Consider the following 11,871-nt stretch of genomic DNA (forward strand, 5'->3'; position numbering starts at 1 on the left):
CGATCAAGGCGAATTCCAGCCCGGCTGCGCCGGAGCAGTCACGGCGCCACCTGGATCCGATCCTTTCAGCGGACACGGATCACCTCCTGATGGCTGATCGCGCGCGGGTCCGGGAAAACACCGAAGTTGAACGGGGGCACCCAGGTGCCCGTGGCCGTTATCTGGACGAAGACAGTCGGCAGCTTTGTTCCGCCGCAGATGGTGGTCTCATCCACGACCGTGGCGCCGCACAAATAGGAGCGGATCAGCACGACGGCGGCGTCCTCGGGCTTGTCGTTCCAGCTCGAAAGCGCGACCGCCTGCGTTCCCGTGTCATTGGACGCGCCGGCCATTACGAGATTGGCCGCGGTTTTAACGCCCGCGCGCATCTGCAGGTAACTCGTCACGTAGGACCAGCCGTCGGCGATGCCGAGGCAAACGAGGCACAGGACCGGCAGCAACATGGAAAACTCCACGGCGGCTATCCCGGATTTGTCCCGGACAATGCGCAAGGTCCGCCCACCCATCCGGCTACTCGACGAGCTGAACGGACTGCGTCGCCGGAATGTCTTCCATCCCTAGACTGGTGCAGTCCTGCTTGATGGTGGTACTGCCGGACCACTGGATGGTGTCGGCGACGACCTGAGTGCAGCCACCGTTCCCCGAGAAGTTGCCAAGGTAGTTGACCTGCTGCCTGGGAAAATAGATGGCGCCTGTCAAAAGCGAGTCCGCGGTGCCATTGAAGGTGCTCTGCGCCGCAGTCCCGGTCCTGTCGCCGTAGAACAGCACGCCGGAATAGGCTCCGGAGGTAGGCGCGCTCAGCGTCACCTTGGCGTTGCCGTTCATGCTGACGGTGTTGCTGCCTGCCATGAAGATGGTTACCCCGCTGCCGGCGACGACCGCGTTGGCGTTGACCTTCATACCGCCCTGCACGACGTAGACGCCGGGCTGCAGGGTGACGTTGCCGCTGAGGCTCATGCCGCTGCAGTAGGTGCCAGGCTGGAGTGTTTGCGACGTCTTGTTGCCGTTGACAGACTTGCACGGGTTGCCGGCTGTCGGCGTCGCCAGGCTGGAGAAAGGATCGGCCGCCGGCAAGGCTTGGGTGATATTGGAGTTGCAGACCGTGGTCGCTGGATTGTTCAGCACCATGCCGCCGACGGTGATCAGGCAGTCGGCCTTGAGCACCGCCGAGCCCTGCGTCTTTATGGCGTCCGAGGCAATCGAGTCCGACATGACCGAACAGCCGGTGAGGTTTACGGTGGTGTTGCCGGAAAAGAGCGCAGCCTGGGAGGCCGAGGGACTGAGCGCCAGCACACAAGCCTTGGAGGCGTCATTGATCAGCGCCACCGCCCTTGCCTGTTCGGCAACGGGCGCCTGGTTGAAAATCGCCGTGAAGTAGCGATCGAGATTCTGCTTGACGATGACCTCTACCGCCTTCTTCGCGGTGTTCGGGCCGGACAATGGCGGCGTGTTGACCTGGATCGTGCCCGGCGTGGCAAAATGTTCGAGGTCGCGGACTGCGTGGCGGCGGCAATGATGGTCGGGTTATCGGAACCCGCGACTTTCTCGAGCGCGCCGGCATAGGCCGCGGCATCGGCAACGGCCTGCAGCTTGAGGCTGCTGTAATACCAAAAGGATGTCTCCACACCGAGGCCGGCGCCGCCAACCACGACCGGCAAGGTGAAGGCAACGATGACGGCAACGTTACCGTTCGTGGCGCGCCTTAGGCGGCTCAAAGCAAACCAAATCCGGGTGAACGCGTTGGATGCCATATGTATTAAAAACCATGAATAGATAAACGAATGTGTAAAAAACCCATTCCGATTCGATGAAGTCCGACCTGCCAGACGAAATAGGTGCGCTGCAATTCCTCCTCGCCTCGCATGTACCGAGATCAGGCCGCTCAATCTGCGGTCGATCTCTACGGGTTGGAAGCGGCGACCGCCGTGGCGCAGTGCGCTTTGGAGGCTCATTTCGACGGTCGACCAGATGACTATCGCTTTTGGTGCGATGTCTTTCACCAACTGAGAAGAGCAACTGACGGAACTTTTGCCGCGAAATCGTGTTCGTTCGAGCATGACCAGAATAGCCGACCTTGGACCGCCTAAGCCCGGCAAGCCACACCAACCGCAGGACGGGCACGATCGATTTCACCCATGCCCGATCTGCGGCCAGCAGGTCGACAAGCGCGACTTCCGCCAGGTCATGTGGCACGAGCAACCAGATCATGAGCCGCTGGAGCTCGATCAGTGAGGCAGGAACAACTGGGCCGCCAGCCAGAAGCCGACGGCCATCAAAGACAAAACAACGAGTGCGACGAGGAACAGCCTCATCGCCGGTTCCTACCACGCGTCAGAACAAAACCCGCCGACCGAAGCCAGCGGGCTTTTGTTGCAGGGCCGTGGTTTGCTTAGGATGTGGATCGCGGTTCAACACTGGGTGCCAATTGCGCCGTCACTGCGCTGAGACGCCCACGTTTGGTCAGTACTGGCTTGCTGTATTCTTTCTTCATGCAGTCCCTCCAGTGGAAATTTGAGGCAAAGCGCATTTACAGCCAAAGGTTGTCAATCAGCCCGCGCCTTGTCAATTCAAAAGGTGCCCGCCGCCCTTGCGTCCGGCGGACGAGAGACGTCACACCGCAAGCATCTCACCAGCCATGGAATCGTCCAACACCGTCCAGGTGCTGAGGTTACCTAGCCGCAGGAGGGTCCTGAAGCCGCACAACCTTGTCGAGATGTAGCCGTATCCGCTGGCCTTCAGCGAAGGACAGCGCAAACGATTCCAGGCCGAATGAGCGTGTAATTTCCTGGTCGGTCTCTATGATGCGGACGACCCATTCGCCACTGGCTCCGACCACTTCCACGCGAGGCGTGGCCTTGCGAATTGACACCACGTTGCTCATCACATCCTCCCTACGAAACGCAATGGCAAGTCGATTTAAGACCGTCGTAGTCGGTAGATCAATAACAAATGCTTGCTCGGATCGGACGAACCATCCTGGATGGGCATACAACGGGGGCTAATGCCACTTCAGTCAGGCGAACCCTCCGGGGAACCTCCCTTGAGATAGCGTCTGCTTCAGGTCGTTGGCATTCAGGATGGCCGCCAGCTCTTCGGCATACTCCATGTCGGGAAGGTCGACAGATGGGTGGCCCGCTACAATAGCCGGCAGCCCGGTGAACACGTCGAACACCGTCCACGTCCCATCCGGTTCCCGCCTTACGCCGTACCGCAGAGTTGCCATGAGGGGATGCTAATGGAAGCCGCGAATATATGGTACAAAAAATGCGAGCGGGCGATCGGACAACGGGCACGCCTTGCAGAAGTTTTGCCGCTACGACGGGTTCGGTCGGGCACGGCCAGAATAGCCAACCTCGGACCGCCCATCCCCGGCAAGCCACATGACCTGACTGGGAAGAGCATTTCTATGCGCGCCCCATTTGCGCGCAGAAGGTAGACCGTCGCGACTTCCGCCAGGTGATGTGGCACGAGCAACCGGACCACCAGCCGCTGGAATGCGACGCGTAAGAGCGCAGCACAACCCAACTGGTCATCGCTATCGAAGCAGCGTTTGCGGGGCGGCCGCTTCTAGGCGCATGGTGGCTAGATGACCCGAATATGGGTGGGATCGGATGGCGCCACGATTTATAGCGAAACCACTGTCCTGGCCGACCGAACCGGCGGCTGGCTGGTCCGGGCCGGAATGAACCGGGGCAATGCCCGGCTCAACGGCTACGCTCTCGATCAAGTGCACCTGGTCCCGGAAGATCGCGCCGTGGAGGTCGGTTTCGGCGGCGCAGTTTTACTGCCGCAACTTCTCCCGTGAGGCAGCATTCGTTTGCGGGGTTGACCGCTCGCAGATGTCGTGAACGCTGCCTGCCGCCGGTTCGCCGATGCAGTGCGCGGCGGACGAGCCGAGTTCCGAATCGGGCTAGTCGAGGACTTGCCCTTGCCGGATAGCACATTCGACAAGGCTCTCAGCGTCCACACAGTGTACTTCTGGCAAAGCCTTAGAGCTGGATCCGCAGAGCTCGCTCGCGTCAAACCAGGCGGTCGCGTCGTGCTTGGCTTCCTCCCGAAGGCGCATATGGACAGGATGAACATGCCGGCCGAAATTTTTACACCTCGCGAGCCGGATGAGGTCATTGCTGCCTTGCGAGATGCAGGGTTCAGCGACCCTGAAGTGCGGAGACCGAGCACGGAAACCGCATGGCTCGTTGTGACAGGCACGCGAAGATAAGTTTCGGCGCCTGGAAGCGGAAAAGCCCGCCGCCGAAGCCAACTGGCTTTGTTGCAGGGGTTTGCCTAGGCTCCTCTGGGTTCAACACTGGGTGCCAATTGCGCCGTCACTGCGCTGAGACGCCCACGTTTGGTCAGTACTGGCTTGCTGTATTCTTTCTTCACTGCAGTCCCTCTCTAGCGAATTTCGGCAAAGCGCCTTGGGCCTAAAGGTTCTCACTCATCGGTGCAGGTTGATGGCGTGCACACAGCCGTTACGGCCGAGAGCTTCTCGCGCTTCTTTAGTTCCGGCTTCTGATAAGGCTTCTTCATGCAGGGTTCCCCACGTTTGTCCCTCAATGCGAAAATGCGGTGCGCCGACCACGATTGTCAACCGGAAACACTGAAGTAGCGGCCGAGCGACGCCAGGGGCCGGCACGCGCGGTCACGGCGGCGTGCGCAGCGTGGATGCTGCAATTGCCTGGCCGGTTGCCATGGCCTGCTAACGAGCGCACACTGCTGCGGTCGCCTCGAAAAATCAAAAACAAACAGGCACGAGGCGCTTGGGAGCGATCATCAGGCTTTCGCCCGACCAGGGAGAAGGCCCATGCCCACACCGGCACAGAGCCGGCTCATGTATTTTATGGGCCAACTCGTTCACAACGAGAGCATCGTTTCCAAGCAGGATATTATCGTCGGCTTACTGGATCACGAAGGCAGTCCGACGGCCGACGCCGACGAATTGCTGGCGAACTTGCATCGATCACTGCAACAGGCCCGACAGAGCTTGCACGAGGCGCAAGAGATCTATGGAGTCGGAAATGCGGAGTAGCGAAAAAACAAAACTCGCATACACAGCCGCAGAGTTCGCCGAAAAACACGGTTTGACCGTGAAGGCAGCCGAAATCATCCTGTCCGTGAACGGCTCCTCACGTGTCGCTTGCGATGCAGCAGCACGCGCATTCAAAGAAGCGGTTGCGCACCGAGAACACAGCAATGACGGCGAATGAGGCCCGCGCCTGCTTCCGAGGCTGCGCGGGCCGACCATGACGAGTGGAGAGGACATCTTGGTCACCGGCAGGAATCGCTGAAGAACGAGCCGGGTGTGACCGAACAGCCTCAGAGCGAGGTTGTTCCCGACTGACGCAAAAAAGCCCGCCAACATGAGCCGGCGGGCCAAGTAATGGGTCGCTGTCCAATGAACGCGTTAGTGTCTTCAGATGGATTTTGGTCGAGAAGCCGCCGCGCGTCAGGCGCAACAAATCGGGCGCCCTGCGGACGCAGGAACGCCTTCGTCTCGCGGGCGCTCCGCGTAAGCAAATCTTCGCCGCCGAGAAGCTCAATCGTCTCGGCCCAACCGTCGTCTGCAAGCAATTCGTGTGTCATCGCAGTTAGAATCCCACCCGATTCCGCAGGGCAATACCTATCTTATCGCCTAGGCCCTTTTGCCCCTACCGCCGAGACATGACCGCGCACCACGGAGCTGTCGAACATCTGCACCAGGTGCGCCGACGACGAGAGCGCAGCGAGATGATCAAAGAACGTTTCGAACACGCCCGCCTTGCTCAGCCGGTCGAAGCGTTTCCAAACGCTGTTCCATTTGCCGAAACGCTCCGGCAGCGCTCGCCATGTAATGTTGTGGACTGAGAATAGTGCAGAGCCTCCACGAATAGCAGGGTCGTCCCGACCCTTGGCTCCGCGCCGTGGCAGCGATCCGCGGAACACCTCCAGCGCCGCCGACCAATCCATCTCCGTCATCTTCGTAGACATTGCCGACCTCCAGAATCAGTCGGCAATCTATGAATCACACCGGATTCCTCTCAAACCAATACCGGTGTCGTTGCGCCCACTTCTGTGCCGGATAAGCAAAGAATAGGCCGGTAAACGGTGAACGCAGTTCGGGGAGTACCCGCACCAGATCGAGCTGATGGGCGAGATAGCCTGGAAGAAAGCTGATGCCCAATCCTATCGCCACGAGCGCCCTCACCGTTAGCAGATCATCGCAGGTGAGGCCCCCTGTCAGGTCAACACCGATCTTCCGGTCGCCCGCCAGCATCGGCAGCGGTCGCGCCCATGCCTTGCTGAGGGCGATTAGATCGTGATGTTCGAGTTGCTCCAGTGAGACAGGTGTGCCCCGGCGGCCGAGGTAGGCCTTGGAAGTGTCCTGAAGGACCCGTCACGAAAGCGCGTGAGATCAGGCTGGAATCGCGCAACGGGCCGACGCGCACGGCGAGGTCGATGCCGTCGGCGACGAGATCGGCAACGCGGTCGGTGACGAAGAGATCAACGGCGACCGCCGGATAAGCCTTACGGAACGCTGCAATAACAGGCGGTAGAAGCGTCTGCGCGATATCCACTGACGCCGTCAGCCGAAGCTGTCCGTCCATCCCCGCCGACTCTGCGCGAAGCTCAGCTTCGACGGTCTCGATTTCTCGCAGCGCGATGCGACACCGCTCGAAATAGGCTTGGCCCTCGGGCGTAGCGCGCAGCTTTCTGGTCGTGCGCTGGATCAACGAGAGCCCGAGCCGTCGCTCCAGGGCCGCGACCTTGGCGCTCACTGTCGTTGCAGGCATGCCGAGACGGCGCGCCGCGCCGGCAAAGCTCCCTGCCTCGAGGACGTTGATGAAGACACATATCTCGTCGATGCGCATTCCCGGATTATGCAGAAAACGGGATGCTCATTCCAGTCATCTCATATTTTCCGGGCAATGCATTTGCGCGATATTTACGCTTGTCGAAATCGCCAGCAGGGGAGCGGAGGCCATGAACGATCAATCGATCAATCCCAATGACGCCGCCAGCTTCGTCGAAAAATATGCCATCAACCCGCGCGTTCGGGTCGGTCACGTCCATCTCAACGTCGCCGACATCGAGCGATCGCTAGCCTTTTATTGCGGTGCCCTCGGGTTCGGCGTCAACCTGTCGCTAGGCGAGGAGGCTGCCTTTCTCGCGGCGGGCGGATATCACCATCATCTGGCGCTCACTAACTGGAAAGGCCGCGGCGGCGCCGCGCCCCCCATTGGCACGACGGGCCTACACCATGTCGCCTTTCTCTATCCGACACGGGCGGCGTTGGCGGCTGCGCTGCGCCGCCTGCGAGCAGCAGGGGTGACGCTCACCGGCGCGAATGACCATGGCGGCTCGGAGGCGATCTATGTGCGCGATCCTGACGGCAACGGGGTAGAACTCTATTGGGATCGCCCGGAAGCGGAATGGCCGCGCAACCCGGACGGCGCGCTGAAACTGGTCAGCAATCCGCTCGACGTGGACAATCTCGCCCGGGAGGGGGCATCAGACTGCTAAGCTGGCCACCGCCATGGCGGGCTGCGTTCGGAGGACTGCTGCGACAGTGCTAGCCATTCACCGAGCCACGGAGCCGGTTGGCTGCGAGCGGAGGGCAACCATTCGGCTGGCGGGCTTCGCCACCCCAGGTAATAAAGTGTACGCTTCGAGAAGACCGTCGGCAAACTCAAGCGCTTAAAATGCATCGCAATACCCTGCGGGAAGAGAAGCGAAGCTTCGCATCCGAGCTTAGGACTTGACCGGCGGCTAGCCAGACGGCTCCCGCGCGGCTGAGACGGCCCTGTCCCGTTCCTTTGGATGAACTGCGCCTTGTGGCCGGTGATGTTCTCGATCGCCTTCAAAAGGGGTCGATGGAGCTCACAGAGCTTGGCATGCTCGCTGTGGTACGCACAGCGGCCCGACGATGCTCTTGTGCAGCGCTTCGGCTGCCGCCAGGAAGCGCTCGATTTCAGCCCGGGAAAGCTGTTCGGAAGGTTTGGTTCTGGCCATTGGTGCTTGCGCAATTACTAATTAGTGAAACCTTACGTTCTTCTGGGGAGTAGACGTGAGACCGGTCGGTCCAGCTATGGGGCGGCATTGAACATGATGTTTTTTCCGCGATTACTGATTGGGATGTTTGCCACGTCGACCGTGGTAGCGACCTGGACTTACCTAGCAACCGATTCGTTCTGGAAGTCCCTTGCATGGACCTTGCTGATTTTTATCATCTTTCAGGTTGCATATTTCCTATTTTCATTCGCGCTTTTCGACAAGCTTTGGTTGAAAAGAACCGAAGAAATACCGAACCCTGCCGAGCCTACCTGTCGAGACGGCGGTGTCTCATCTGAAGGGCGCTCGATGACGCTTTGAGGGAGACCGCCAGACACGAGAGCAGCGATCATGCTAATCTTTGCGAACTATGCGAAAGAAGGAAAGCCGTGGCAGCGCCAACAATCATCGAAAAGCGCGCTGGCGCTGGATGTCGCACGGAGATCGTCGACAGGGTGCGGACCGACGACGCCGAAGCCGAGGAGCGCGAGGTAGGTCTAAGGAGGAAACACAGATGGCTGCCTATCTGATAGCGGATGTAGACGTAAAAGACGCTGCCTTGTTCGAGGAATATCGGCGGGACGTTCCCGCTACCGAAGAGCGGTACGGTGGGCGGTACCTGGGCCGCGGTGGCGCCACCAAGGTTTTGGAAGGTGATTGGGATCCACACCGACTGGTCATTGTCGAATTCCCCGACATGGCGTCATTGATGGGCTGGTATAATTCGCCGGAATACGCCCGGCTGATCGAGATCCGCAAACGTTCCGCTAACACCAGGATCATCGCTTTAGAAGGGATTGCAACGCCTGCGGCGTGACCCATAAGCGCGGCCAGCGGACCCGACGACAGTTGGGCATCCTCAGCGTCATTTCTTCCTCACGGCGAGATGCCGGAGCAGCAAGACCACTTAGTACACTCTATGATCAATTTGCCGCTGCGCCGGCGAGCGAGCAAAAGACGCGGGAACAGGTGTCTCGTGACCGCCGTGTTATCCCGATCATCCGAAGACGTTCGCTCTGGTGCGGGACGACTTCAAGTCCTTTTTCAAGGGTTTTCGGAGGTTGGCCCACGGCTGAAGGGCTGCACAACCAAGGGGCGACGATCAGCTTCTCCACCTTCAGACACATCGTGATAACCTGTCGGCCATGAAATCGGTGGCTTGAGAGAAACGTGGGGGGCCCCAGGAGACTAATTTCTGCCCATGGGGAAGGCGATGTCCGCGCTAGCCGGAATGTCAGCTACCGAAGATCCGCCGCGTGAAGGCTGCCAGTCCGCTAACGGCCGCCCCAAAGCTGCCGGTCAAGACAAGGTCGCGTTGGAACCGATCCTTCGCATCCCCCGTTATCGAATGGAAGGGACATTACTTGCCATTAGGAGATGAAGAATGAAACGGCTTCTTTTTGCCACTGCCATGATGGCTCTTTCCAGCGGGCTTGCGTTCGCGGGGACGACAGGGACAACAGGGACGACGTCGAGTGGCTCCTCCACTACCACAACGATGCCGACGACAGATAACAACACGGATTCGACCACAACGAAGTCGACCAATTCGAACTCAGCGAAGGACTGTGCGCCGGGCCAGCAGAGTGGCAGTGCTAAGCAGGCCGCTCCTGGTCAACAGGATGACACCAGTGCCAAGTCCGCAGCCCCTGGACAGATGAAAACGACTGCCGAAGGTTGCTAATTGTGGCGGGAGGGCCGGTTTGCACCGGCCGGAATGGATGCCTCCCGCTGCCGACCGGCGGCAACGGACCGGCCCGCGCCCTTCGATCAGCGCGGGCCGTTTTTCTGAAAGAACCTCCCTTAATCGTCCAAGGAGCCTGCAGCCTTTTCTTGGGCGAGCCGGAATGCATAGTTGGTTGCGGATGTGATTGTTGAATAGCGGCCCTTGGTGAAGGCAGATTTGAACGCGACAAACGCCTCAAGCGGCACGTCCAGGAAATCGTATTGCTTCCCCCGCTCGCTCAAAACCAGACCGAGAGAACCCTGGTCCGGGTCAATAGTCGAACTCATCGAGGTCGGCGGCATGGTGCGTTTCAAGAAACCAGCGTGAGCCGCGGCCAGCCGGGTATGGACCGCCCTACAGGCTGAGCTGTATTCGAAGATGTGGCCGGGCGTAGAATGACGTCGCGTTCCGCCGCTTCGCGCGCCGCCCTGATCGGAGTTTTCGCGTTGACGGTGTGGGTGGCCGTCACGGCATCGGCTGCGATATCCTCAACACGGTATTTCGGCACTTTTGTTCCTACGCGTCGGTAGCGACTCCGCTTGTTTAGGGTCGCCCTCAAAGAGGAGAATAAGGTGGCAAGCTCGTCGTCGCGCTGCCGCCGGGGGTGTGACCCGGCGGCTTGGACGTTCGGCTAGGATCGCTCGGCTGTGACCGCCTTACGGCGTTGCCGCGGGAGTCTGCTTGGCAGCCATCTCGTCGATCTTCTCGGCAAGCACGCCGTTGGCCCATTCGGTGACCTTGGCGTCGACCGGCTTGTTGGCCATATCGGCGAGCGCGTCATCCAGCGATGGGACGGCGGCAGCAGCATCGGCCGCCGCTATATTGGCCGTATCGAGCGCTGCCTGCGCTGCATCGATCTGCTCCTGGGTCGGGACTTGGTCGGCCGGAGTATTCGGGTCGTTCAATTTGGCGTTCAAAGCGTCGACTTCGGCTTGGGCGGCATCCACCGCGGCTTGGGCGCTCTTCGCGGCCGCCGACGCTGTCACATAAGCCTGAATGCCGGCGAATTTCTTGCTCTTGGAGTTCATATATGCGTTGATGTTGCGCTGCAGCGAGTTCAGCCGGCCAAGCTTGGCGTGAATGTTCTTGTCCTTAGGCGTCGCGGCGACCTCAATGTCGTCGACGGCGACCTGGTCGTCGGCCGAGGCCTTCTTTCCGGCGTGAGCCGATGCCGACTTGCCGTGCGAAGCGCTGTTGCCGGACTTCCCGCCGCTGTTGCCGGACTTGCCGCTATTGCCGTGACCACCGCCATTGCCGTGACCACCGCCATTGCCGTGACCACCACCATTGCCGTGACCACCACCGTTTCCGCCCGCGCCAGCGAAAGCAGGAGCGGTCACTAGTGCAAGCGCGGCAAGCGCTGCCAACAGCGTTTTTCGGGATGTCATGGTACCTCCTCAGTCGAATAGCCACCTCGCCGATTCGTTATAGAGCGGCTTATAAGAGTTTCCTAATTCGACTGAATGAACTTTAGATAAATGCTTGTTGCAATGAGCGACTGACGACTGCGAAGCGCTTTGTAACCCTCTGAAATCTAGCAAAAAATCCGGAGTCGCAGACCGTATCGCCCTTTGCGCGACTGAAGTCCCATACCGATCGGACCTTGGTCGGGCGATGCACAACCGCGGAATGCTTGCGGCATTTCGGAGTATGGCGTCACCGTGTGGCTGTGACTGCGCATTGGTAGACAACTCGCCGGGCGAAGACCCCAACTACCTCGAGCCCGGCGAGCCTTACACCTGATCAGAGTACGCGATCAGGACCGGGGATCAGCCGGCGAAAGATGTGGGTGCAATATGGGTGCCAAACTATTCGTCCCAAATTGGGACCATGCTGCGGCCTGCAAGCTGCGCTTAGGTCTCATAAAAGGCTTAGGCGTTCGCATCGGAAATGGCGATAGCTGGTTAGATCTTCCTTCCTCCGTTTGTATGATTCGTGGGCATTGGCAGGCGTGCGATATTGTTTGCCGGCGGGCGCTGAGTCTCACCGGTCGGGCCCAGCGGCCCGCCCGCCGCAAGGTGTCCCCCCGCGAGGTAGTGTGCTGAGAGTTCTGCAAATTCGCTGAGAGGGGGCGGTCATGGCAGGCTGGTGATTGTTCACGTCACCTGATTCCCGCG

Annotated in this window: 18 protein-coding genes; 8 read left to right on the forward strand and 10 right to left on the reverse strand. The window is 59.9% G+C overall.

The features are described 5' to 3' along the window. Window positions 1-65 precede the first annotated feature (65 nt). Genes NKH22_RS31075 through NKH22_RS31085 form a run of 3 tightly spaced genes read right to left on the reverse strand, consistent with a single transcriptional unit; the run spans window position 66 to window position 1,952 of the window. Window positions 66-506 carry a TadE/TadG family type IV pilus assembly protein gene (locus NKH22_RS31075; RefSeq protein WP_031204579.1) on the reverse strand — a complete coding sequence of 147 codons (441 nt, stop codon included), beginning with the start codon at window positions 504-506 and terminating at the stop codon, window positions 66-68. A gap of 4 nt (window positions 507-510) precedes the next feature. Then, window positions 511-1,440: a DUF7305 domain-containing protein gene (locus tag NKH22_RS31080; protein WP_352912374.1), complete on the reverse strand. Its 930-nt coding sequence runs from the start codon at window positions 1,438-1,440 to the stop codon at window positions 511-513. Continuing rightward, window positions 1,407-1,952 carry a pilus assembly protein TadG-related protein gene (locus NKH22_RS31085; RefSeq protein WP_502908626.1) on the reverse strand — a complete coding sequence of 182 codons (546 nt, stop codon included), beginning with the start codon at window positions 1,950-1,952 and terminating at the stop codon, window positions 1,407-1,409. Before NKH22_RS31085 ends, NKH22_RS31080 begins: the two co-directional genes overlap by 34 nt. On the opposite strand from NKH22_RS31085, the gene NKH22_RS31635 reads away from it, so the two are divergent. Continuing rightward, window positions 1,863-2,087, forward strand: coding sequence for a Y4oE-related protein (locus tag NKH22_RS31635; protein WP_081725497.1), 225 nt, complete (start codon window positions 1,863-1,865; stop codon window positions 2,085-2,087). The genes NKH22_RS31085 and NKH22_RS31635 overlap by 90 nt on opposite strands. Before the next feature lie 581 nt (window positions 2,088-2,668). Here the strand turns inward: NKH22_RS31635 and NKH22_RS31090 are convergent. Then, on the reverse strand, window positions 2,669-2,881 hold the full coding sequence (locus tag NKH22_RS31090; protein WP_023690461.1) for a hypothetical protein: 213 nt from the start codon (window positions 2,879-2,881) through the stop codon (window positions 2,669-2,671). A 132-nt stretch (window positions 2,882-3,013) separates the two neighbouring features. Continuing rightward, complete coding sequence (locus NKH22_RS31095; protein WP_245276573.1) at window positions 3,014-3,172, reverse strand: hypothetical protein; 159 nt, start codon at window positions 3,170-3,172, stop codon at window positions 3,014-3,016. A 414-nt stretch (window positions 3,173-3,586) separates the two neighbouring features. On the opposite strand from NKH22_RS31095, the gene NKH22_RS31100 reads away from it, so the two are divergent. From NKH22_RS31100 to NKH22_RS31115, 4 genes are all read left to right on the forward strand, one after another. Then, complete coding sequence (locus tag NKH22_RS31100) at window positions 3,587-3,805, forward strand: hypothetical protein (RefSeq protein WP_023685378.1); 219 nt, start codon at window positions 3,587-3,589, stop codon at window positions 3,803-3,805. Between the two features lie 72 nt (window positions 3,806-3,877). Beyond that, window positions 3,878-4,219: a class I SAM-dependent methyltransferase gene (locus NKH22_RS31105; RefSeq protein ID WP_352912381.1), complete on the forward strand. Its 342-nt coding sequence runs from the start codon at window positions 3,878-3,880 to the stop codon at window positions 4,217-4,219. A gap of 585 nt (window positions 4,220-4,804) precedes the next feature. Next, a complete protein-coding gene (locus NKH22_RS31110) occupies window positions 4,805-5,029 on the forward strand; it encodes a hypothetical protein (RefSeq protein ID WP_352912378.1) in 225 nt (74 codons plus the stop codon). Then, the gene (locus NKH22_RS31115) at window positions 5,019-5,207 is read left to right on the forward strand and encodes a hypothetical protein (RefSeq protein WP_031243249.1); all 189 of its coding nucleotides are present in this window, start codon (window positions 5,019-5,021) and stop codon (window positions 5,205-5,207) included. The genes NKH22_RS31110 and NKH22_RS31115 overlap by 11 nt, the downstream gene beginning before the upstream one ends. Window positions 5,208-5,625: 418 nt before the next feature. Here NKH22_RS31115 and NKH22_RS31120 read toward each other — a convergent pair whose 3' ends face one another. Genes NKH22_RS31120 through NKH22_RS31130 form a run of 3 tightly spaced genes read right to left on the reverse strand, consistent with a single transcriptional unit; the run spans window position 5,626 to window position 6,848 of the window. Continuing rightward, on the reverse strand, window positions 5,626-5,967 hold the full coding sequence (locus NKH22_RS31120; protein ID WP_352446947.1) for a transposase: 342 nt from the start codon (window positions 5,965-5,967) through the stop codon (window positions 5,626-5,628). Between the two features lie 34 nt (window positions 5,968-6,001). Further along, complete coding sequence (locus NKH22_RS31125) at window positions 6,002-6,316, reverse strand: LysR substrate-binding domain-containing protein (protein ID WP_084630787.1); 315 nt, start codon at window positions 6,314-6,316, stop codon at window positions 6,002-6,004. Further along, a complete protein-coding gene (locus tag NKH22_RS31130) occupies window positions 6,222-6,848 on the reverse strand; it encodes a LysR family transcriptional regulator (RefSeq protein ID WP_023670649.1) in 627 nt (208 codons plus the stop codon). Before NKH22_RS31130 ends, NKH22_RS31125 begins: the two co-directional genes overlap by 95 nt. A 112-nt stretch (window positions 6,849-6,960) precedes the next feature. On the opposite strand from NKH22_RS31130, the gene NKH22_RS31135 reads away from it, so the two are divergent. The 3 genes from NKH22_RS31135 to NKH22_RS31140 all read left to right on the forward strand — a co-directional run bounded on the left by NKH22_RS31135 (window position 6,961) and on the right by NKH22_RS31140 (window position 8,845). Next, window positions 6,961-7,500: a VOC family protein gene (locus tag NKH22_RS31135; RefSeq protein ID WP_352446950.1), complete on the forward strand. Its 540-nt coding sequence runs from the start codon at window positions 6,961-6,963 to the stop codon at window positions 7,498-7,500. Between the two features lie 612 nt (window positions 7,501-8,112). Next, window positions 8,113-8,349, forward strand: a complete 237-nt coding sequence (locus NKH22_RS31640) for an exopolysaccharide production repressor protein (protein ID WP_023816770.1) — start codon at window positions 8,113-8,115, stop codon at window positions 8,347-8,349. Window positions 8,350-8,542: 193 nt separating this feature from the next. Further along, the gene (locus tag NKH22_RS31140) at window positions 8,543-8,845 is read left to right on the forward strand and encodes a DUF1330 domain-containing protein (RefSeq protein ID WP_023670645.1); all 303 of its coding nucleotides are present in this window, start codon (window positions 8,543-8,545) and stop codon (window positions 8,843-8,845) included. 986 nt (window positions 8,846-9,831) lie between these two features. Here the strand turns inward: NKH22_RS31140 and NKH22_RS31145 are convergent. Together NKH22_RS31145 and NKH22_RS31150 are read right to left on the reverse strand one after the other, a co-directional pair. Beyond that, on the reverse strand, window positions 9,832-10,056 hold the full coding sequence (locus NKH22_RS31145) for a hypothetical protein (RefSeq protein ID WP_352446945.1): 225 nt from the start codon (window positions 10,054-10,056) through the stop codon (window positions 9,832-9,834). Window positions 10,057-10,410: 354 nt separating this feature from the next. After that, on the reverse strand, window positions 10,411-11,142 hold the full coding sequence (locus NKH22_RS31150) for a hypothetical protein (RefSeq protein WP_352841718.1): 732 nt from the start codon (window positions 11,140-11,142) through the stop codon (window positions 10,411-10,413). Window positions 11,143-11,871: the final 729 nt, after the last annotated feature.

Origin of the sequence: Mesorhizobium sp. M1252 (genome assembly GCF_040318265.1) — a bacterium.
Taxonomy (GTDB): Bacteria; Pseudomonadota; Alphaproteobacteria; order Rhizobiales; family Rhizobiaceae; genus Mesorhizobium.

Bases quoted from the DNA above. Each gene is read 5' to 3' on its own strand.
- NKH22_RS31100 (WP_023685378.1), top strand. From the start codon at position 3,587: ATGACCCGAATATGGGTGGGATCGGATGGCGCCACGATTTATAGCGAA.
- NKH22_RS31115 (WP_031243249.1), top strand. From the start codon at position 5,019: ATGCGGAGTAGCGAAAAAACAAAACTCGCATACACAGCCGCAGAGTTC.
- NKH22_RS31150 (WP_352841718.1), bottom strand. From the start codon at position 11,142: ATGACATCCCGAAAAACGCTGTTGGCAGCGCTTGCCGCGCTTGCACTA.
- NKH22_RS31640 (WP_023816770.1), top strand. From the start codon at position 8,113: ATGTTTGCCACGTCGACCGTGGTAGCGACCTGGACTTACCTAGCAACC.
- NKH22_RS31135 (WP_352446950.1), top strand. From the start codon at position 6,961: ATGAACGATCAATCGATCAATCCCAATGACGCCGCCAGCTTCGTCGAA.
- NKH22_RS31140 (WP_023670645.1), top strand. From the start codon at position 8,543: ATGGCTGCCTATCTGATAGCGGATGTAGACGTAAAAGACGCTGCCTTG.
- NKH22_RS31075 (WP_031204579.1), bottom strand. From the start codon at position 506: ATGGGTGGGCGGACCTTGCGCATTGTCCGGGACAAATCCGGGATAGCC.
- NKH22_RS31090 (WP_023690461.1), bottom strand. From the start codon at position 2,881: ATGAGCAACGTGGTGTCAATTCGCAAGGCCACGCCTCGCGTGGAAGTG.
- NKH22_RS31145 (WP_352446945.1), bottom strand. From the start codon at position 10,056: ATGCCGCCGACCTCGATGAGTTCGACTATTGACCCGGACCAGGGTTCT.
- NKH22_RS31110 (WP_352912378.1), top strand. From the start codon at position 4,805: ATGCCCACACCGGCACAGAGCCGGCTCATGTATTTTATGGGCCAACTC.
- NKH22_RS31085 (WP_502908626.1), bottom strand. From the start codon at position 1,952: ATGAGCCTCCAAAGCGCACTGCGCCACGGCGGTCGCCGCTTCCAACCC.
- NKH22_RS31120 (WP_352446947.1), bottom strand. From the start codon at position 5,967: ATGTCTACGAAGATGACGGAGATGGATTGGTCGGCGGCGCTGGAGGTG.
- NKH22_RS31635 (WP_081725497.1), top strand. From the start codon at position 1,863: ATGTACCGAGATCAGGCCGCTCAATCTGCGGTCGATCTCTACGGGTTG.
- NKH22_RS31130 (WP_023670649.1), bottom strand. From the start codon at position 6,848: ATGCGCATCGACGAGATATGTGTCTTCATCAACGTCCTCGAGGCAGGG.